Source organism: Thermosulfurimonas sp. F29 (genome assembly GCF_019688735.1).
GTDB lineage: Bacteria > Desulfobacterota > Thermodesulfobacteria > Thermodesulfobacteriales > Thermodesulfobacteriaceae > Thermosulfurimonas_A.
Genome location: NZ_JAIFYA010000001.1, coordinates 832,318 through 851,074, shown reverse-complemented (window position 1 = coordinate 851,074; position 18,757 = coordinate 832,318). Strand labels below are relative to the sequence as shown.

Below are 18,757 nucleotides of genomic sequence, written 5' to 3'. Positions count from 1 at the left end.
AGATAGGGGAGGTTGAGGGCAAGGGAGTAGAGTACAATAATGACGAAACCTAGAATTAAGTTTTTCTTTTCCATAAATTCTTGGGTGATTTTAAGCATTTAATTAATTGAAAAATAAGTGAATTTTTAATTGTTTTTTGTCCTAATTTATGGTTATTAATAAAAGCAAGTTTATTGTTTGGATCTTGGCGAATTTTTTCCCATTTTTCGGGGTTTTTAGATCCTATGGCAAATAAATAAATGCTTGTGTTGCCTGTATCGTTGTAATTTATATAAATCATTTCTAAATTGTTTTGCTGCATCAACTTTTTAAGGGTAAGAGGAGTAAATCTCCAATAGTCTCCAAAATCTTCATGTTGCTCTTGCAAAAAAGGAACTACAATTATGAGAATATCTTTAGTAAGACGACAAAGGTTTTGAAAAGCAGTAAAAACATCGAAAATATGTTCTAAAGTAGTATGGTTAAAAACTACATCGAATTGATTTTCTAATTCTTTAGGAATAGGAATTGTGAGATCTAGAAAAATTTCTTTCTCAAGATTGCCTTGAAACCCCCGAAACTCGCTATAATAATTTGAAATACAATATTCAGAGGCATTTTCGAAATAATCTTTATAGCGGCGGCCTTCTTTGTCTTGATCTTTCCAGGCACTTACATTAATTACCTTACCCCGAAATAAGGGAGCAAATTTCTGAAGCTCCTGATTAGACCATTTTCTGGGGAGACGAAATTTCCGATCTTCGATTAAGGATACTAACCTCATAAGAGTTCCTCAAAAAATTGATAGAGATGATTAGCTCGTTGGTCCCAGGTGAAATATTGAGCTTTTCGATAAGCATTTGAAGCTAACCATTCTCTTAAAGAAGGATTTTGGGCTAATTCTTTTAAAGCTTTAGCTAACGAAGATGGATTATCAGGCTCAAAAAAAAGAGCTTCTTCTTCAGAGACCAGTTCTCGCACACTCGGAAGATCTGCGGCTACAATAGCAGTCTTGGTAGCCATATAATCTAATAGTTTCATGGGACTAGTATAAAGGCAACTTACTGGTATCTGCCTGGTATTGGGCAATATACCTATTTGGGCAAAATAAAGAAGATGATAGATCTTTCTTAGAGATTGCCAGCCATAGATTTTCACGCGATTTTTTAAAACTGAAGGAATATTATCTTGTGAGAATGGACCTATAAGATGTAAATGAAGATTTGTTTTAGTTAAGGCTTCAAAAAGAGTAGCTATGCCCTTCCAGGAGTAATGAGCGGTACCTACATAATAAATGTCTTTAGTTTCTCCTTCTAACTTTTTGTTCGCACATTGGTGACAAAGAAAAGTTCCTGAAGGAACAACCACCCAAGGTTTTTTAAAGTTATAAACTTCTAGGGCTCTCTTTCTCAAACCTTGAGAAATAAAAACCAAACCAGCAACTTTTCTATAAAGAATATCTTCTTGTTCATGTAAATTCTTCCAATCAGGATGTTTATCTCGCAAAATTTCATGCACCTCAAAAACTAAAGGCTTGACTTTCCACTTCGAAAGATAATAAGCCAACTTAAAATGTCGAAGAAAAATAACATGAGGTCTAATTTTAGCAATCAATAAGCGGAGCTTTAAGGCCCATAGAATAGTGGACTTAAAAAAACTTATCCTCCGAGAAAGATTTACTAATTTTATCCCTGGAGATTTAGGTATCTGATAAAAATAAAAGGGATCTTTTTGGAAGGGAGCTACTAACCATACCGTACCTTTTTTTCCTAAAGCATAAACTGTTGCACACGATTGCAAACCTCTGGCTTTAGGAATAGGAAGTTCTTCTGAAAAGGCATAAAGAATTTTCATAGGAGTAAGTATCTAAGGTGTCTTTCCCAAGACAAGTTTTCTACTGAACAAAAACATTTTTCAGGTAGAGCAGCAAACAAAAAAGTTTGGGGCAAGAAAAAAGTATCTTGGGGACAGATGTATCCCGTAATCCCTTCCCTGATGAGCTCCGCCGCGCCGTTTTCGGGGGTGGTTATGACCGGAAGGCCGCAGGCCAGGGCCTCAAGCACCACATTGGCAAAGGGATCGTACCGGGTGGGAAGCACGAAGAGATCCGCGGCTCCGTAAAGTTTCTCTATCTCTCTCACCGGCCCCAGGTAGTACACGCGCTCACGCTTCCCCAACCTCTTCCCTCCGGCCACTACAAGTTTGACCGTTTCCGGGAGTTTTTCAAGGGCCGAAAGAAGAAGTGGCAACCCCTTCCTCCGCCAGTCGGACCCCGCGAAAAGAAGCACCCGGTCCTCCTCGCTGAGGCCGAGTTCCCTCCTCACCCCGGCCCGAAAACGGCGCACCGAGGGGTTGAAACGCTCGAGGTCCACCCCGTTGTAAATTACCTCCACCTTTTCCGCGACCCCGGGATAATATTCGCCCACCTGCCGGGCTACGAGCCTTGAGTTGGCGATCACGCGGCGGGCCTGCCGAAGGCTTTCCCGCTCAAGCCAGAGGATCAGCCGGTGCCGGGGCCTGAGAGGCCACAGGACAGGCGGTCTCTCGTAGCCCAGCCTGAGCCAGACGATGTGAAGCGGATCCGAAATCCTCACCCAGTCCGCCGGGGAAAACCGTCCCGTGGCGTAAACCACATCGAAGCGCTCCCGGGCAAGCACCCGTCGGGCGGCGAAGAAAAAGGAAAGAGTCTTGGCCAGACTTCCCCGGCCTAAAATCCTCGCCCGCAGGTGTCGCACTCCGGGAACCTCACACCGGTCCGCCACCACCGCCACCTCGTGGCCGGCACGCACGAGCTCCCGCGCCACCCAGGCGGTGTAGTTCTCCGCCCCGCCCAGACCGAACCCCACTTTAGGACGCACCAGGGCGATCCTCACGGATCAACAGGCCAGAAGGTAGGTGGCTATTCCGATAAGGGAGGCAATAAAGGTAAACCCGAAACCCATAAACCACTGAAGAAAAGAGAGGCGTTTCTCAATGGCTTCAAAGCGTTTCCGATTGGCCTCTTCCATCAATTCGAAGCGCTTATCCGTCATCTTCATATATTCGAACATGATCTCCCGCAGGGCTTTGAGCTCCTCCTCCACCCGGATGAGCCTTTTCACCAGGGAGATCTCCCGGGCCTTCAGCTCGTTTTCGGCCACGAAACGGGCCACGGCCTGGGAGACCAGTTCCTCAAGCAGTTTCCGAAATTCCGGATCCTGAAAATTTATCTGCATACTTCACACTATAAATCTTTCGGGAAAAAAGAGGAAGATCCCAGAGATTTTCGTCGGGAGTCCCCCTTTCCCAGGGTACACAGTCCTCGAAGGGGAGATCCGGATTTTTGCACCCGCAGATCCTTACCCTGAGACCGTAAGCCCGACCCACCTCCCGAAAGAGAGCATAGCCCCTCTCGCGGATCTCCCTTTTGGCCAGTTTGGTGGTGGCGGAGGTGATGACCTTCTGCCAGGGCTGTCCTTCGTAGCACTTCAGGATGGCTCTGAAAATCCCGGCGGGGAGTTCCCGGGCCATTTGCCGGATAACCCCCGGGCGCAGAACGAGATAACTTACCGAAACCTCCTTCACTCCCCCGAGAGAAAGCCTTCGAAACAGGGCCTCAAGGGCCTCCTCCCGGTCGGTAAGGCCCGGGATCACGGGGTCAATTCTTACGGAAGGCTCAAGTCCCATGGCGGAAAGTCGCTCGATCTGGGAGAGGCGAACCGAGGGCGGGGCCGTGCGGGGTTCAAAAAGCCGGTGGTAGTCTCGCGAGATCGAGACCAGCCCCACCCGCGGTCTTATCTGTGAGGAAAAATCTGCAAAGAGGGGCCAGGTCTCCTCCGGTATGTAACCTTTGGTGAGGAAGGAGACCCGGAGACCGGCGGAAAGCACGAGCTTGAGAATTTCCACCGCAAGACGCCTTACTTCCGGGTGGGGCTGGAAGAGGTCCGAGGCCGTGGAGAAGGTCACGGCGCGAGGGAGCCGCCCCCGGGCCGAAAGCCGCCGGAGCTCGGTTCTCAGCCTTTCGGCGAGATTGCCGTAGAGCCACACCTCACCCCGCGGCGTTTCCGGAAAGGCCCGGGCGTAGCAGTAAACGCAGGCGTGCAAACACCCCCGGGTGAGGTTCACCGAGGGTATCCCCCGGAGGCACCCGAAGGCCGGGGCCTTAAGCACCGGGCTCCGGCGAATTACCTTCCGAAGGTGCATCCCGGCCCTCCGCGTCAACCACCCGGCGATAGAGTTCTTTGGCCGAAAGATTGCGCCGGAAGGCCACCTCCTTAACGGCTTCCCGGAGGGAACGCCCCTTCCGGCGCAGAGCCCGCACCTCCTCCACCGCTTCCTCCACGGAACCCCTTCCGGTCCCCGAAAGTGCTCCCTCAACTACGAGCACGAACTCCCCCCGGGCCTCCCGTTTCCGAAAGAGCCGGACGAGCTCCTCAAGGTGCAGCGCCAGAATCTCCTCGAACACCTTGGTCAGTTCGCGTCCCAGCACGGCTCGCCGGTTTCCCAGTACGGCAAGAGCGTCCTCCAGAAAGGTGCACAGACGATGAGGTGGCACGAAAAAGACCAGAAGAAAAGGAAGACCTTTCACGCTCTCGAGCCATTTAAGCCTTTCCCCCCTTCGTGCCGGGGGAAATCCGAGAAAGACGAAACCCTTTCCCGCGTCGAACCCCGAAACCGAAAGAAGAGCCGTGAGGGCCGAGGGACCGGGCACCGGCACCACCGGATACCCCGCCTCCCTGACCTTCGCCACCACCAGGGCCCCCGGATCGGAGATTCCCGGGGTGCCGGCCTCGGAAAGCAGGACCACCCGCCCCCCTCTGCCCAGGGCGGCCAGGACCTCCCGCAGGCGTTTCCTCTCGTTTTCCCGATAAAGACTCAGAAGCTTCTTCCCTCTGATGCGGTACCGCGAAAGGAGTTTGCGGGCGGTGCGGGTGTCCTCGCACAGGAGAAGATCGGCCTCCCGCAGGACCTCGAGGGCCCGCAGGGATATGTCCCGCAGGTTCCCGATAGGGGTGGCCACCACGAAAAGGGTGCCCCTATTTGCGGCTTTCGCGGTAGACATGCAGGATGCGCTGAAAGGCGGTGAGGTGGGTGAGCAAAGCCAGGGCGGCAAGCACCGGCAACACCCACCCGGTAAGGAGTCCCAGGGTGAGAGCCAGAAGTCGCTCGAACCTGGTGAAGAGCCCCACCTTGCAGGAGAGCCCCAGGCCTTCGGCCCGGGCGCGGGTGTAACTGACCATAAGCGACCCTCCCAGGGTCAAAAGGGAAAGCAACACCCCGGCCACGGACCCCAGACGCAGAAAGTGAAAGGTCAGTCCCAGGAAGAGGGCGATTTCGGCGTAGCGATCCAGAGTGGAATCCAGAAAGGCCCCGAAGGTGGAGGCCCGATTGGTTCGGCGGGCGAGCAAACCGTCCACCGCATCCAGCGGACCGAAAAGGGCCAGCAACACTCCTCCCAGGAAGGTTCTGCCCATCCCGATGGCCATCCCGGCCATGGCCACCCCCAGAAATCCGCACACCGAGACCACATTGGGATGCACGCGCAGTCTGGCCAGCCCCCGAACCATCGGGAGAAAAAAGGGCTCGCTCTTGGCCTTGATCCTTTCCGTAAAGGTCATCTCCAGTCCCTATTCTAATACCCGTAGAGCGGACGATCCAGGGTTCGATACTGGATGGCCTCCGAAAGGTGCGAGGCTTTTATGACCTCCGAGCCCTCGAGGTCGGCAATGGTTCGGGCCAGCTTGAGGACGCGGTGATAGGCCCGGGCCGAAAGCCCCAGTCTTTCACAGGCCTTCTCGAGGAGCCTGCGTCCGGCCTCATCCGGCCGGCACCACTCCTGCACCTCCCGGGCGGAAAGGTGGGCGTTGAGCTTTCCCGGGATTCCATAGCGTCTTTCCTGTCTGAGACGGGCCTGAAGCACCCGCTCCCGCACCACCTCGGAGGGTTCTCCCCGTCTGTCCGCGGAAAGTTCCCGCCAGTCCACCGCCGGAACCTCCAGGTGAATGTCCAGCCGATCGAGAAGAGGACCGGAGAGACGAGAACGATAGCGCCGGATTTCCTGGGGACTACACCGGCAGGCCCGGCGGGTGTCTCCGTAGTATCCGCACCGGCAGGGATTCATGGCGCAGACCAGCATGAACCGGGCCGGAAAGGTGAGGCTCCCCGTGGCGCGGGTGATGGTGACCCGGCCTTCCTCGAGGGGTTCGCGCAGGGCCTCGAGAGCCCGGCGATTGAATTCCGGGAGCTCGTCCAGAAAGAGCACCCCGTTGTGGGCCAGGGAAATTTCCCCGGGCCGGGGCTGGGTTCCCCCTCCTATTAGACCCACCTCGGAAATGGTGTGGTGCGGGCTGCGAAAGGGGCGGACGGTGATGAAAGGCCGTTCCGGGGAAAGCAGTCCGGCCACGCTGTAAATACGGGTGGTCTCCAGGGCCTCCTCGAAACTCATTTCCGGAAGGATGGTGGGAAGTCGCCGGGCAAGCATGGTCTTTCCCGCTCCGGGAGGACCGATCATCAGGAGGTTGTGACCTCCGGCTGCGGCCACCTCAAGCGCCCGCCGGGCCGCCTCCTGCCCGATAATGTCCGCGAGATCCACCTCCGCGAGGGATCCCGAGGAGAAGGAGGGGGGGGTCACCGGTTCCGGCTCGAAGCGGCCGTGAAAAAACTCCACCAGTTCGCTGAGATGAGCAAAGGCCAGCACCCGCACCCCCGGCACCAGGGCCGCCTCCGGACCGTTTTCCCGGGGCACCACCAGCTCGGAGAACCCCTTCCGGCGGGCGAGAAGGGCCACGGGAAGCACGCCCCGAACCGGCTTGAGACGACCGTCAAGGGCCAGTTCCCCCAGGAAGATTCGTCCTTCCACCGCGGTCTCCGGCAGGCTTCCGGTGGCGGCGAGCAATCCCACGGCCATGGGCAGATCGAACCCCGCCCCCTCCTTGCGCACATCCGCCGGAGCCAGGTTAATGGTGATCTTGCGGTCCGGATAATCGTAACCGGAATTGCGCAGGGCCGCCCGGATGCGTTCCCGGCTTTCCCGAACGGCACTGTCCGGAAGCCCCACGATGGTGGTCCCCGGAAGGCCGAAGGCGAGATCCACCTCCACCTCCACGGGAAAGGCCTCGATTCCCACCACCGTGGCGGTGAATACCCGACGGGGCATGGGAAAGGTTATAACAAAAGAAAAAGGGCCGTGGAAGTCTTGTCCCCCCACGGCCCGGATGATCGGGAAAGTAAGTTCTCTCTAGCCGCCGAGCCCGGCCAGCGCCATGAAGCTTCCGAGCTTCGCGAAGATCAGGTAGAAGCCCAGCACCAGAGCGTAAAGGGTCAGCGCCTCGATGAAGGCCAGACCCAGAATCATGGTCACGGTGAGCTTTCCGGCCAGCTCCGGATTCCGGGCGATACCCTCACAGGCACCCCGGGTGGCGTGACCCATGCCCACTCCGCAGCCACTGGCCGCGATACCCACTCCCAGACAGGCCCCCAGCACCACGGCTCCCAGGAACCCGAAACCCAGCTGGGTGGCCGCTCCACCCTCCGCCGCGAAGGCAAGACCGGCTCCCATCAGCACGAACATGGCCATCAATCCCAAAACCTTCCGCATCTCCTCCCTCCTTCTTTTGAGATTTTAGATTTTCGTATCTCCACCGAATGCGAGGTCCTCCCCCGCACCCTTCGCCTCCTTTAATGGGCCTCCTCCACCGCACCCGCAAAGTAGGCCAGCGAAAGCGCAATAAAGATCAGCATCTGCACGAAGGCCACAATTACACCCAGAAGGAGAATGGGCAGCGGCGCCAGATACTTCCCGGCCAGAAAGAGAAGAATTCCCACCAGAAGCTCCTTGGAATACATGTTGGCAAAGAGTCGTACCGACAGGGAAATAATCCGCCCCAGATGACTGAAGACCTCGATGAAGAACATGAGCGGAGCCAGCCACTTGATGGGCCCGAGAAAGTGTTTGATGTACCCCGGTCCGTGAAACCAGATTCCCAGAATGTGATAGTAAACGATGGTAATGAGGGTAAGCCCCAGGGTCACATTGATGTTGGCCGTGGGACAGGCAAACCCCGGAATGAGCCCCATAAAGTTGGAAATGCCGATAAAGAGGGCAAAGTAAACGATAAGGGGAAAGACCAGAGGAAACACATCCCGCTTGAGGTGCTTGGGATCGGGCAGGTTTTCCCGCGTGAAGTTGTAGAGGGTCTCCATCACGAACTCCCAGAAGTTCTGAAGACCGCTGGGAATGAACTCCCCCCGTCGAGCCCCTAGAAAGGTGAGCACCAGGATGATGGCCAGCGTGAGATACCCGTAAACCATGTGCGGCGCCACCAGATATTCCAGCTTCAGGCGGAAAAGATCCGCAAAGAGACTGCCCTCCGGATGCGCATGGACATAGAAGTGCTCTCCGGAGGGAAGTCCCAGTTTTTGAAGAAGAAGACACAACAGATAAAGCGGCTCAGTCATGGACGACCTCCTTGCGGGCTATTGGAAAAATTCGGTTAAAAAGGGCTTCGGCCACCACCAGGAAGCCCTGAATGACCACCACCGAAAGCCCGAGGGTGAGATAAAGGGGATGAAGTATCCGGAAGTAAAACGCAAACCCCATAAGAAAACCCACCACCAGGAGTCGCAGGTAATACTTGATCAGGAAACCGCGCACTATCTTTCCGTGGGGAACTCCGGCCATGGCCTGCGAGGCAATCCATCGGCCGTCCTTCTTGAGGTACTGGAAGAGAAGGAGACTCAGAAAGAGCCCGGCGAGCACGCTCCCCGTGGCCCCGGGATCCCGGGTGAAAACCGCCACCGCCGCGGCCATGGACACCCCCAGTACCACATTGCGCACCTCGAATTCCCGCAATACCTTTTCCGGGGCCTGCGCGAAGTTCACCTTTCCTTCTCCCGGTTCATGCGACGCTGAAAGTAAAACACATTTTTAATGCCCCCTGCCGCCCCCAGACCTATTCCTATCACGGTGAACCAGGGAGAGGTGCGACCGTGAAAGACCTTTTCGTCTAGCAGCCACCCGAACACCGCCCCGGCCAGCACCGAGCCCACCATGGCGAGACCCACGCTGAAGGCCTCGCCCACCAGCTCCCAGAAATACTCCCAGGTCCCTTTTCCCATTCACGCCCCTTACGCTTAGCAGGAAAGCCCCTTTAAGTCAACCGGAAATAAACGGCGTTCCGCAAAAAAATCGGAAAAGAGGTCCGCTTTTTAGCCCCGCAGGCCCCGAATTTCTCTTTTGCCTTCCCTCAGACTTCTCGAGATCCCCGTCCCTCAAAGTGCTCGCGCACCTGATACATAAAGGCCTCGATCCGCATGCGGGTGCCCATGGAGCGCTGCCCGTCGCACGGCACCGTAAGAACCGGAACATAACCCCGGTCCTCCCGCACCCGTTTGAGGAGCATCCCCGCCACCGTGCCGGGCATGCAGGTGAAGGGGATCACATTCACGATGCCGTTTACCCCGTGCCGGAGATAGTCCAGGGACTTTCCCACCGAAAGGATGGCCTCGCCCTCGAATTCGTCGTTCATGTACCTGCGGGCCAGGGACAGCAGTTCCTCCACCGTGGGTTCCTCGGCGGTGCGCAGGAGATCCCTCACGATCTCCACGAACCGATGTTCGTCCTGAAGTTGCACCCGATTCTCTATGACGAGTTTTAGGAGATTCCTGTAGAGCCGGAAACGCTTGGCCCAGCGCTTGGAGGTGTAGTTGATGTAATAAAACCACTCCGCAATGGTGGGCAGCCACACCTCGGCCCCCAGACCCTCCAGAACCTTCACGATGTTCTCGTTGGCGAACCGATTGGAACGCACATATATTTCCCCCACTATGCCCACCACGGGCTTTTCCCCCCGGCCCCGGGTGGGGATGGCGGCAAACCGATCCCGTATCTCCCCCATGACCGCAAGGAGATCCTCTCGTCTCTCCACGGCCCGCTCCAGACGGGCCACGCATTCCCAATAGACCTTCTCGGTCTCACCGGGATTTTCCTCGTAGGGACGGGTCTCGCGCAGGAGCTTGTCCAGAAGATCCATGCAGATGAGCCCTTTCCAGGTGAGCCGGGTGAAGTCGCCTCCGATCATACCCAGGTCCTCGTAGAGCTTCACATCCTGGGTGGGAGAGTAGATGGGAACATCCTGATAGCCCAGCTCGTCCAGGATCTTGCGGTGAAGACGGTTGTACTGGCCGAAACGACAGGGGCCGGCCCCGGAGGGCATGAAGAAAGCTACCCGCCGGGGATCTATCCCCGGTTGATTTAGGAGTTTGAGCATGTCGCCGGTGGTGAGCACCGTGGGATAGCATTCCTTTCCGCTGGTGTAGCGTCTTCCCAGAAGAAGAACCTCCTCGTCGGGCTCGGGAAGCACCTCGGCGTGTACCCCGCAGGCCCTGAAGGCCGCCGCCAGCACCCGGGCGTGATCCGCCATGTAGGGGATGTAAAGAATTCTTCCGTCTCCGGGCCGAACCCTGGGCCGGGGCGGCTTCTGCGGCCTGGGATAACGGGCGCTCTTCCCCCTTATGCTGTCCAGAAAGGCCTCTATCCGGGTGACCACCCCGGCGTCGGCACTGTGTTCGTCGATTTCGATCTGGAGATAGGGTTTGCCCGCCAGCAGTTCCTCAAAGAAGTGCTCGATGAAGGAATCCGGCCCGCAGGAAAAGTTGGTGATAAAGAGCGGAAAGAGCCGGGGGTGTTCCCGGCAGTAATGGGCCGCAAGGAGGATCCTCTGACCGTAGCGCCAGTACATGCCCTCGAGGCCGTCGAGATCCTTGATCTCGTCAAGGGGCAACATGTCCACCGGAAGCCCCACCACCCCCAGACTCCGGATCTTGTTGTGAATGGCCAGATTGGCCCCGGGATCGAAGGCGTTGTAGGGACGCCCCACGATTACCAGAGCCACCTCGTCTCCGGAAAGACCCTCCAGGATCTCCCGCCCACGCTCCCGGCACCAGCGCTGAAAGTCCTCCTGGGCGGCAAAGGCCGCCTCAAGGGCCCGCTTCATTTCCCTCCAGGAGACCTCGAGTTTCCGGGCCAGTTCCCGAAACTCCTCCCGCAGAAGCGCCCCCCCGGTGCCGAAGTGAAAGACCGGGGAGATGGCCTCGGCCCCGAAGTCCCTGAAGGAAATGGACGCGTGCATGGCCCAGGGAAAGCCCTGCACATAGGGACATATCTTCCCGCTGCCAAGCCGGGGATGATCCGAGGGAAGATCGGTGATCTGGGGCACGAAAATCCGTTTTATTCCGCGCTTCAGAAGGTCCAGAACATGTCCGTGAGCGAGCTTTACCGGAAAGCAGGTCTCCGCGGCCACTATCTCGCAACCCTCCCGGATGACCTCCTTGCTGGTGGGAGAGGAAAGCACCACCCGAAACCCCAGCTCCTGAAACAGGGTGGCGAAAAAGGGAAGTCTTTCCCAGAAGAATAAGAGGCGAGGGATCCCGATTTCTCCGCGGGGGAAGTTTCCGTCCTCCTTTACATAGGAAAGCAACCTGCGTTCCCGCTCCAGAACCGGATTGGGGAGGTGGGCCGGGGGTTTCCGGTGTTCGACCTCGTAACGCTCGCAGCGTCCCCCGTAGTAATAGGGGGGGTGTCCCTCCACGGATACCCTGTGGATTTCGCACCGGTTGGGACAGGCCCGACACTCGAAGGTGGAGATCTCGTAACGCACCCGGGTGAGGTCAAACCCCTTGAAGCGACTCTTTTCCCAGGTGCGCTCGTTGCGGGCCAGCAACGCCGCTCCTATGGCTCCGGTGACCTCGTGATGGGGAGGGACGGTAATGGGGCGCCCCAGGACCTTCTCGAAGGCCGCCACGATACCCCGGTTGAAGGCCGTGGCCCCCTGGAAGAAGATCCTCCTGCCGATCCGGCGATCCTCCACCACCTTGTTCAGATAGTTGTAAACGATGGCGTAACAGAGCCCGGCGATGAGGTCCTCCTTGGGAAGTCCCTGCTGCTGGTAGTGAAGGAGGTCCGACTGCATGAACACCGTGCAGCGCTCGCCCATCCGGAGGGGGGCCTCGCTCTTTAAGGCGAACTCTCCGAACCGTTCGATGGGGACCCCCAGCCGCACGGCCTGCTCCTCCAGGAAGGAACCGGTGCCGGCGGCGCAGGCCTTGTTCATGGTGAAGTCCACCACGGTGCCCTTTTCCAGACGAATGTACTTGGAGTCCTGACCGCCGATCTCGAAGATGGTGTCCACCTCGGGATCCAGGGCCAGGGCTCCGGTGGCCTGGGCGGTGATCTCGTTGCGGATCACATCCGCTCCCACGAAGTCTCCCACGAGATAGCGCCCCGAGCCGGTGGTGCCCACCCCCAGGACCTCCACCTCGGGGGGGAGTTTTTCCGCCAGGCGGGCCAGTCCTTCCTTTACGCTTTCAAGGGGTTTGCCGTGATGGAGCATGTAAACCTTGGCCACCAGGGCCCCCTCTTCGCTTACGGCCACCAACTTGGTGCTCACCGAACCCACATCGATCCCGAGATAGATCCTCCGCACCCCGACGGGGGCCGCCTTCGGGGAAAGGTAAACCGAACGCATGGGAGAGAGCTTCGGGAAACGCTCCGGCGAGGGACGCCTCTCCCGGAGATAGGCCCGGAGCAACTCCGCCCCCCGGTAGGGGGAGGTGGCCTTTCCGTCCAGACCGTAAAGGGCGGCCCCTATGGCCCCCATGATGCCGTGATGTTCCGGGATGATGAGTTCCTCGTCCGAGAGACCGAAGACCTCCTTTATGGCCCGCCGCACCCCCAGGTTGGCCGCCACCCCGCCCTGGAAGACCACGGGAGGCTCCACCCTGCGCCCCTTGGCGAGATTGCTCTTGAGGTTGCGGATGATGGCGAAGCACAGTCCGGCGATGATTTCGTGATCCGGCACCGCCGCCTGCTGGAGGTGGATCATGTCCGACTTGGCGAAGACCGTGCAGCGGCCCGCGATGCGGGGAATGTTTTCCGCCTTAAGGGCCAGCCGACTGAATTCCTCGATGGAATATCCGAGGCGCGCGGCCTGCTGTTCCAGAAAAGCCCCGGTCCCCGCGGCACACAGGGTGTTCAGGGCGAAGTCGGCAATGCGAAATTTGCCTCCCTCGTGTTTGATGAAGATGAGCTTCGAGTCCTCGCCTCCGATGTCAATGATGGTCCGGGCCTCGGGATGGAAGTGTTCCACGGCCCGGGCATGGGCGATCACCTCGTTGACGAAGGCGACGCCGAGAATACGGGCAATAAACTTGCCCGCGGTTCCGGTGCAGGTTATACCGGAAAGGGCGGAACCGAAACGCTCCTCCACCTCGGAAAGGAGCCGCTCGGCGGTCTCCACCGGCTGGCCGTGAGTCTTGCGATATACCCTGTGGAGCAGGTTCCTGGCCTCGTCGAGAACCACCACCTTGGCCGTTCCGGAACCCACATCAAGCCCCACATAAAGACGCCCCATAAGACCCCCTTTGCGCGGAAAGATCCCTTAAAAACCAAAAATAGTTTTAAATTGCGTTTCCGGCAAGGCTCGAAGGAGTTTCCGGCGGAGCGTTTCCCCGGTATCCCCGGCCTCCACCGAAAGAGAGATGAGGGGAATTCCCTTCTTCCGGTAGAGCTCCCTGAGGGGAAGGGTCCTTTCCCGATACCAGTGCAGTTTCTTCTGCACCAGGACCGCGGTGTCGTCCGTGCGGTGTCGCCGGTCCCCGGCGGGATCCCGACGAAGTCGCTCCAGGAGGACCTCCTCTTCCACGGAGAGTTCCACGGCCAGACGCAGGTCCACCAGACGAAGCACATCCCGGGCCTGTCCCTCGTGGCGGGGAAGACCGTTCAGCAGAAGGAGGTCCCCCTCGGAGGCCCCTTTTCGGGAGAGAACCCCCCGGAGGATCTTTTCGGCGAGGTAGAAGTGTTCGTTTTCGAGAAGAAGCCCTTCCTCAAGCACCCTCTTTATGAAGGAAACCTCCCGGGGAGTTATTCCCTCCGCGGGGAGTCCCCCGGCGATCCTCCGGAGCTCCGCCCCGAAGTCGAAGTGAATCACCCGCACCCCGTAGAGTCCCCGGGCCTCCAGAACTTCTCCGAGGGGGGTCTTTCCCGATCCCGTGGGGCCGAGGAGGTGGAGCGCCTTCATGGCAGCAGCGCGTCCACGAAGGCTTTGGGTTCGAAGGGGGCCAGATCCTCCATCTTTTCGCCCAGTCCCACGAAACGGATGGGCAGTTTGAAGAGGTGGGCCACGGTTACGGCAATCCCTCCCTTGGCCGTTCCGTCCATCTTGGTAATGATCATGGAGTGGAGCCTTACGGCCTCCCCGAAGAGTTTGGCCTGGCTTACGGCGTTCTGTCCGGTGGTGGCGTCGAGCACCAGGATGTTTTCGTGCGGGGCCCCGGGAATGACCTTGCCCGCCACCCGGACCATCTTTTTGAGTTCCTCCATGAGGTTGTACTTGGTGTGAAGACGACCGGCCGTGTCCACCAGGACGACATCGGTTTTCCGGGCCCGGGCCGCCTCAAGCCCCTGATAGACCACCGCTCCGGGATCGGCCCCCGGAGCCTGTTTGATTACCTCGAATCCCACCCGCTCCCCCCAGGATTCGAGCTGTTCTATGGCCGCAGCCCGAAAGGTATCCGCCGCCACCGCGAGGACCGAAAATCCACGGTTCTTAAGGTGCCAGGCCACCTTGGCCAGCGTGGTGGTCTTGCCCACACCGTTTACCCCGATAAAAAAGATCACCGCCGGGTTCTCCTCCGGAGGAAAGGGCGGGGACTCCAGCGAGAGCATGTTCAACATCTCTTCCCGAAGACTGCGCTTGAGCTCCCCCGTCTTGAGGGGTTCACCCAGAAGAAGCTTCCGGCGGGAGGGCTCGAGCAGGCGATCGACGGTCTCTATTCCGATGTCGGCGGTGACGAGGATCTCCTCGAGCTCCTCCATAAAGGCCTGATCCACCAGCCGATCCACCTCGAAAAGATCCCCCAGGGTGTCCTTAAGGCGATCCCTGGTCTTCGCGAGCCCCCGACGGAATTTCTGCCAGAGCCCCTTCTCCGCCTCGGGGGACCTTTCCGGGGCTTCCTCACGAGAGACCGGGGCCTTCTCCCGTTCGGCGGGAGGTTCCTCCGGAGGGCCTTCCTTTCTTTTGCGGCGAAACCACTTGAGCATTTTTCCGCCTTGGGTTAAAGGTTGGACCAATACTTTATATTCAATTTTTAAACGGAGCAAGAAAAATGGAAATAGAACTTCGCGTTCTTCCGGAGGATCGGCGACGGCCGGTACCGGAGCTTAAGAACCTGGTCTTCGGGAGGCTCTTTACCGAGCACATGTTCGTGATGGAATACGACTGTGAAAAGGGCTGGCATTCGGCCCGCATTGAGCCCTATCACTCCATAGAACTGGATCCCGCGGCCATCGTTCTGCATTACGCCCAGACCATCTTCGAGGGGCTCAAGGCCTATTACGGGGTGGACGGGCGCATCCGCCTTTTTCGACCCCGGGAGAACATGCGGCGGCTCAATCGGGGGGCCGAGCGCCTCTGCATGCCCCGGGTGGACGAGGAGTTCGTTCTTTCGGCCATCAAGAGGCTGGTCCTTATCGATCGGGCCTGGATCCCCCGGGAAAAGGGCGCCGCGCTTTACATTCGCCCCTTCATGTTCGGGACCGAACCCTCCCTGGGGGTGAAACCCAGCCATTCCTACCTCTTCCTGGTCATTCTTTCCCCGGTGAGCGCTTACTACCAGGAGGGCTTCAACCCGGTGAAGATTTATGTTACCGACGAGTTCGTCCGGGCCGCTCCGGGAGGCACGGGGGAGGTAAAGGCCGGAGGCAATTACGCGGCCAGTCTCAAGGCCGCGGAGCTGGCCAGAAAAAAGGGCTACACCCAGGTCCTGTGGCTCGACGCCGTGGAGCGGCGCTATGTGGAGGAAGTGGGCACCATGAACATCTTCTTCTATTTCAAGGACGAGCTGGTCACCCCGGCCCTTTCCGGAAGCATTCTCCCGGGAATCACCCGCGATTCGGTTCTTCGCCTGGCCCGCCACTGGGGGCTTCCGGTCTCGGAAAGACGGGTGAGCATCGAGGAGGTCATCGAGGGGATAGAGAGTGGCCGCCTGCGGGAGTGTTTCGGCACCGGCACCGCCGCGGTGATCTCCCCCGTGGGGGCCCTGAGTTATCGGGGGCGGGAATACCTGATAAACAATGGTGAAACCGGGCCCCTGGCCCGCAGGCTCTTCGACGAGCTGACCGCCATCCAGTACGGGGAGAAGGAGGACCCCTTCGACTGGACGGTGATCCTGGACTAAAAGTCGATGATCTTTCGAGCCTTGGCGGTCTCCCGCTGCACCGCCGCGGCCTTGTCCAGATCGAAGTCAGCCAGCTCCTCCTCCCCCATGTCGCGATAAACCTGGCTGCGGGCCATAAAAGCCGCGGCGTAAAGAGGTTCTATGTCGATGGCCCGGTTGAACTGCTCCAGGGCCTTTTCCAGAAGAGCCTTTTTGTCCGCCTCGTTTTCGGTGAGCTGACTCCGGCGATAGAAGATTTGCCCCAGGCGAAAGTAGAGACGGGGGTTTTCCGGTTCCAGGGAGAGGGCCTTGCGAAGGTCGGCCTCCGCCTCGTCAAGACGCTCGAGCTTGAGATAGGCCGCAGCCCGCGCATGATAGGCCTTGACCATCCCGGGATCGGCCTCGATGGCCCGGGAAAGATACTCTATGGCCTCCTCGAAGCGCTGCTTCATCAGGAGAAAAGCCCCTTCCTCAAAGAGTTCCTGCGGACCCATGGCCGCCTCCCGAACGAAGTTTGGAAAAAAGTTACCGTCAAATCTCCCCCCTTACAAGCTTTCCCCAAAAGCAGCCAAAATTTCCGGTTAAGTCCGGGGTCTTGAGAGGTTGAGAAGGAATGGTTCTTGAGTAAAATTCGATTGGAGGAGGGGTGCCCGAGTGGTCGAAGGGGGCGGCCTTGAAAGCCGCTGAGGGCCTCAGCGCCCTCCGGGGGTTCGAATCCCTCCCCCTCCGCTGGGCTTGATCGAGGGAAAAAGTCTGGCTAAACTGGAAGGAACCTGGAGGGGTGGCCGAGTGGTCGAAGGCGCTCGCCTGCTAAGCGAGTGTGCCCCCAAAAGGGGCACCGTGGGTTCGAATCCCACCCCCTCCGCCATTCAGGTTCTCCCGCCGGCGTAGCTCAATCGGCAGAGCATCGGATTTGTAATCCGAGGGTTGTGGGTTCAAGTCCCACCGCCGGCTTTCAGGGGGAGCCGGAAAGGCAGTCCCTTCAGACCCGGAACTGTCCGGCCAGGGAGGCCAGTTCCTGAGCCAGTCGGGAGAGGCCCCGGGCTTGCTCCAGGTTCCTGCGGGCGCTTTCCACGGCCTGCACCGCCGCCTCGTAGGCCTCCCGGGCCTCCGAGGAAAGCTCCTCGGCGTTGCCCCGGGTGGCCTCGAGCTTTTCGGCAATCTGAGAGATCACCGCGGACTGCTCCTCCACCGCCGCGGCGATGGTGGAGGCGATCTGGTTCAGCTCCTCGATGATGTTCACGATCTCGTCCGTGGCCTGCACGGCCTGGGAGGCCTCGGCCTGCATGGCCCGGATCCTCCGGGTGATGTCCCCGGTGGCCTCGGCGGTCTGCCGGGCCAGTTCCTTCACCTCGTTGGCCACCACGGCGAATCCCTTTCCGGCCTCCCCGGCCCGGGCCGCCTCGATGGTGGCGTTGAGGGCCAGAAACTTCGTCTGCTCGGCCACCCCGGTGATGAGCTGGATCACCGACTCGATCTCCCGGGAGACCTGCCCCACCTTGTGAATGACCTCCTGGGCCAGCCGGGCCTTCTCCACGGCCTCGCCCGTGACCTGACTGGCCTTGGCGGTGTTCTGGCTGATCTCTTGAATGGCCGAGGAGATCTCGTTTACCGCCTGGGCTTCGGCCTCGGTGTTGCCCAGAATGTCCTTGGCCCCCCGCTCCATGGCCTCGGCCCGCAGACGGGTACGCTCGTTTATCTCCATCCCTTCCTCGGCCGCGGCCTTCATCTCCCGGGCCTCGCCCTCGAGCTCCCCGGATATGCCCCGGATCTTCTCCACCACCGGACGCAGTTCCGCTATGGTCCGGTTGATCTTGGTGAGCATTTCGGCGATCTCGTCGTGCCCTTTCACCTCCACCTGCTGCGAAAAGTCCCCCTGCGCCATGCGGGAGAGCACGGTGTCGAGAACGGTAAAACCTCCCTTAAGTTTCCGATGAAAGTAAACCCCGAAAAGTATCAGGAGCAACACCGAAAGCCCCACGCTTATCGCCTGAAGAAGGGAGACCAGGCGCAACTTCTCCTCCGCAAGGCGTTGATAGGCCAGAAGATCGGTTTTCGCCGCCTCCAGACCCTGATCCAGCAACCTGTAGGTGTCCTTGGTGAGGGGGCTCAGTTCCTCGTTGTAGAGATCGAGAAGGGCGTCCCGCAGCTCGTCCTCGTCCTCCCACTCGTCGGCCCGGGAGAGCATATCCAGCACACGAGAAGATATGGTCCTGACTCTGCTAAAACGATCTCGAATCTTCTTTAAAAATGTTCTTTCCTCTTGCGTGTGAGGGACAAATCCCTTCAGATCCTTTTCCAGAGGGGTGGTGGAGAATCGGAACTCGGCCAGATTGAACATGCCCGAAAGAATGTTTACTTTCCAGCGGGTGAACTGGTACTTTAGATCCTGGAGGCGCTGGATGTCTTCCACCTTCTCATTCACTCTCCTCTGGACCTCTCGATATTCCTTTTTGGCCCAGAAGAGGGCTATAAGGCCCGACAAATTGAAAATGACAATGATGGTAAAAACCAGTCCCATTCGCCACACCAGTCCAAGGCGATGCATAGGTTCAACCCTCCACTCCGTGATGGCTTCAAGAATAGA

The 18,757-nt window shown here is 58.4% G+C and carries 18 protein-coding genes and 3 tRNA genes; 4 read left to right on the top strand and 17 right to left on the bottom strand.

Annotated features, from left to right (window positions below):
- Positions 1-55: 55 nt before the first annotated feature.
- The 15 genes from K3767_RS04405 to ftsY form a co-directional block, all read right to left on the bottom strand.
- Positions 56-763 (bottom strand): class I SAM-dependent methyltransferase, encoded by a 708-nt coding sequence (locus tag K3767_RS04405; RefSeq protein ID WP_221172330.1) that lies wholly within the window; start codon positions 761-763, stop codon positions 56-58.
- Entirely contained in the window at positions 760-1,833 is a 1,074-nt protein-coding gene (locus K3767_RS04400; RefSeq protein ID WP_221172329.1) for a glycosyltransferase, read from the bottom strand. Before K3767_RS04400 ends, K3767_RS04405 begins: the two co-directional genes overlap by 4 nt.
- Positions 1,830-2,837 carry a glycosyltransferase family 4 protein gene (locus K3767_RS04395; RefSeq protein WP_221172328.1) on the bottom strand — a complete coding sequence of 336 codons (1,008 nt, stop codon included), beginning with the start codon at positions 2,835-2,837 and terminating at the stop codon, positions 1,830-1,832. The genes K3767_RS04400 and K3767_RS04395 overlap by 4 nt, the downstream gene beginning before the upstream one ends.
- Positions 2,838-2,855: 18 nt before the next feature.
- Positions 2,856-3,194, bottom strand: coding sequence for a hypothetical protein (locus tag K3767_RS04390; RefSeq protein ID WP_221172327.1), 339 nt, complete (start codon positions 3,192-3,194; stop codon positions 2,856-2,858).
- Entirely contained in the window at positions 3,151-4,161 is a 1,011-nt protein-coding gene (locus tag K3767_RS04385) for a radical SAM protein (RefSeq protein WP_221172326.1), read from the bottom strand. The genes K3767_RS04390 and K3767_RS04385 overlap by 44 nt, the downstream gene beginning before the upstream one ends.
- Positions 4,121-5,020: a 16S rRNA (cytidine(1402)-2'-O)-methyltransferase gene (gene rsmI / locus K3767_RS04380; protein WP_221172325.1), complete on the bottom strand. Its 900-nt coding sequence runs from the start codon at positions 5,018-5,020 to the stop codon at positions 4,121-4,123. Before rsmI ends, K3767_RS04385 begins: the two co-directional genes overlap by 41 nt.
- Positions 4,995-5,576: a CDP-alcohol phosphatidyltransferase family protein gene (locus K3767_RS04375; RefSeq protein WP_221172324.1), complete on the bottom strand. Its 582-nt coding sequence runs from the start codon at positions 5,574-5,576 to the stop codon at positions 4,995-4,997. Before K3767_RS04375 ends, rsmI begins: the two co-directional genes overlap by 26 nt.
- 14 nt (positions 5,577-5,590) lie before the next feature.
- Positions 5,591-7,114: a YifB family Mg chelatase-like AAA ATPase gene (locus tag K3767_RS04370; RefSeq protein ID WP_221172323.1), complete on the bottom strand. Its 1,524-nt coding sequence runs from the start codon at positions 7,112-7,114 to the stop codon at positions 5,591-5,593.
- A gap of 81 nt (positions 7,115-7,195) precedes the next feature.
- A complete protein-coding gene (gene atpE, locus K3767_RS04365) occupies positions 7,196-7,555 on the bottom strand; it encodes an ATP synthase F0 subunit C (protein ID WP_221172322.1) in 360 nt (119 codons plus the stop codon).
- A gap of 80 nt (positions 7,556-7,635) precedes the next feature.
- Positions 7,636-8,415 (bottom strand): F0F1 ATP synthase subunit A, encoded by a 780-nt coding sequence (gene atpB / locus K3767_RS04360; protein ID WP_221172321.1) that lies wholly within the window; start codon positions 8,413-8,415, stop codon positions 7,636-7,638.
- Positions 8,408-8,839 carry an ATP synthase subunit I gene (locus tag K3767_RS04355; protein WP_221172320.1) on the bottom strand — a complete coding sequence of 144 codons (432 nt, stop codon included), beginning with the start codon at positions 8,837-8,839 and terminating at the stop codon, positions 8,408-8,410. The genes atpB and K3767_RS04355 overlap by 8 nt, the downstream gene beginning before the upstream one ends.
- A complete protein-coding gene (locus tag K3767_RS04350) occupies positions 8,836-9,075 on the bottom strand; it encodes an AtpZ/AtpI family protein (protein ID WP_221172319.1) in 240 nt (79 codons plus the stop codon). Before K3767_RS04350 ends, K3767_RS04355 begins: the two co-directional genes overlap by 4 nt.
- 128 nt (positions 9,076-9,203) lie before the next feature.
- Positions 9,204-13,367 carry an acyl-CoA dehydratase activase gene (locus tag K3767_RS04345; RefSeq protein ID WP_221172318.1) on the bottom strand — a complete coding sequence of 1,388 codons (4,164 nt, stop codon included), beginning with the start codon at positions 13,365-13,367 and terminating at the stop codon, positions 9,204-9,206.
- Between the two features lie 27 nt (positions 13,368-13,394).
- Complete coding sequence (locus K3767_RS04340) at positions 13,395-14,033, bottom strand: nucleoside monophosphate kinase (RefSeq protein WP_221172317.1); 639 nt, start codon at positions 14,031-14,033, stop codon at positions 13,395-13,397.
- Positions 14,030-15,055 (bottom strand): signal recognition particle-docking protein FtsY, encoded by a 1,026-nt coding sequence (gene ftsY / locus K3767_RS04335; RefSeq protein ID WP_221172316.1) that lies wholly within the window; start codon positions 15,053-15,055, stop codon positions 14,030-14,032. The genes K3767_RS04340 and ftsY overlap by 4 nt, the downstream gene beginning before the upstream one ends.
- A 65-nt stretch (positions 15,056-15,120) precedes the next feature.
- Here ftsY and K3767_RS04330 point away from each other — a divergent pair, with 65 nt between their 5' ends.
- A complete protein-coding gene (locus K3767_RS04330) occupies positions 15,121-16,191 on the top strand; it encodes a branched-chain amino acid aminotransferase (RefSeq protein WP_221172315.1) in 1,071 nt (356 codons plus the stop codon).
- On the opposite strand, the gene K3767_RS04325 is transcribed toward K3767_RS04330, so the two are convergent.
- Complete coding sequence (locus K3767_RS04325) at positions 16,188-16,664, bottom strand: tetratricopeptide repeat protein (RefSeq protein ID WP_221172314.1); 477 nt, start codon at positions 16,662-16,664, stop codon at positions 16,188-16,190. The genes K3767_RS04330 and K3767_RS04325 overlap by 4 nt on opposite strands.
- A 146-nt stretch (positions 16,665-16,810) precedes the next feature.
- Between K3767_RS04325 and K3767_RS04320 the strand changes: the two genes are divergently transcribed.
- The 3 genes from K3767_RS04320 to K3767_RS04310 all read left to right on the top strand — a co-directional run bounded on the left by K3767_RS04320 (position 16,811) and on the right by K3767_RS04310 (position 17,124).
- Positions 16,811-16,899, top strand: a tRNA-Ser gene (locus K3767_RS04320).
- Positions 16,900-16,945: 46 nt separating this feature from the next.
- Positions 16,946-17,038: transfer RNA gene (locus K3767_RS04315), tRNA-Ser, on the top strand.
- Positions 17,039-17,051: 13 nt separating this feature from the next.
- A tRNA-Thr gene (locus K3767_RS04310) sits at positions 17,052-17,124 on the top strand.
- A 28-nt stretch (positions 17,125-17,152) separates the two neighbouring features.
- Here K3767_RS04310 and K3767_RS04305 read toward each other — a convergent pair.
- On the bottom strand, positions 17,153-18,718 hold the full coding sequence (locus tag K3767_RS04305) for a methyl-accepting chemotaxis protein (protein WP_221172313.1): 1,566 nt from the start codon (positions 18,716-18,718) through the stop codon (positions 17,153-17,155).
- Positions 18,719-18,757 lie beyond the last annotated feature (39 nt).

Coding starts and splice junctions, on each gene's coding strand:
- K3767_RS04405 (WP_221172330.1), bottom strand. CDS start 763: ATGAGGTTAGTATCCTTAATCGAAGATCGGAAATTTCGTCTCCCCAGA.
- K3767_RS04400 (WP_221172329.1), bottom strand. CDS start 1,833: ATGAAAATTCTTTATGCCTTTTCAGAAGAACTTCCTATTCCTAAAGCC.
- K3767_RS04390 (WP_221172327.1), bottom strand. CDS start 3,194: ATGCAGATAAATTTTCAGGATCCGGAATTTCGGAAACTGCTTGAGGAA.
- K3767_RS04385 (WP_221172326.1), bottom strand. CDS start 4,161: ATGCACCTTCGGAAGGTAATTCGCCGGAGCCCGGTGCTTAAGGCCCCG.
- rsmI (WP_221172325.1), bottom strand. CDS start 5,020: ATGTCTACCGCGAAAGCCGCAAATAGGGGCACCCTTTTCGTGGTGGCC.
- K3767_RS04375 (WP_221172324.1), bottom strand. CDS start 5,576: ATGACCTTTACGGAAAGGATCAAGGCCAAGAGCGAGCCCTTTTTTCTC.
- K3767_RS04370 (WP_221172323.1), bottom strand. CDS start 7,114: ATGCCCCGTCGGGTATTCACCGCCACGGTGGTGGGAATCGAGGCCTTT.
- atpE (WP_221172322.1), bottom strand. CDS start 7,555: ATGCGGAAGGTTTTGGGATTGATGGCCATGTTCGTGCTGATGGGAGCC.
- atpB (WP_221172321.1), bottom strand. CDS start 8,415: ATGACTGAGCCGCTTTATCTGTTGTGTCTTCTTCTTCAAAAACTGGGA.
- K3767_RS04350 (WP_221172319.1), bottom strand. CDS start 9,075: ATGGGAAAAGGGACCTGGGAGTATTTCTGGGAGCTGGTGGGCGAGGCC.
- K3767_RS04345 (WP_221172318.1), bottom strand. CDS start 13,367: ATGGGGCGTCTTTATGTGGGGCTTGATGTGGGTTCCGGAACGGCCAAG.
- K3767_RS04340 (WP_221172317.1), bottom strand. CDS start 14,033: ATGAAGGCGCTCCACCTCCTCGGCCCCACGGGATCGGGAAAGACCCCC.
- ftsY (WP_221172316.1), bottom strand. CDS start 15,055: ATGCTCAAGTGGTTTCGCCGCAAAAGAAAGGAAGGCCCTCCGGAGGAA.
- K3767_RS04330 (WP_221172315.1), top strand. CDS start 15,121: ATGGAAATAGAACTTCGCGTTCTTCCGGAGGATCGGCGACGGCCGGTA.
- K3767_RS04325 (WP_221172314.1), bottom strand. CDS start 16,664: ATGGGTCCGCAGGAACTCTTTGAGGAAGGGGCTTTTCTCCTGATGAAG.
- K3767_RS04305 (WP_221172313.1), bottom strand. CDS start 18,718: ATGCATCGCCTTGGACTGGTGTGGCGAATGGGACTGGTTTTTACCATC.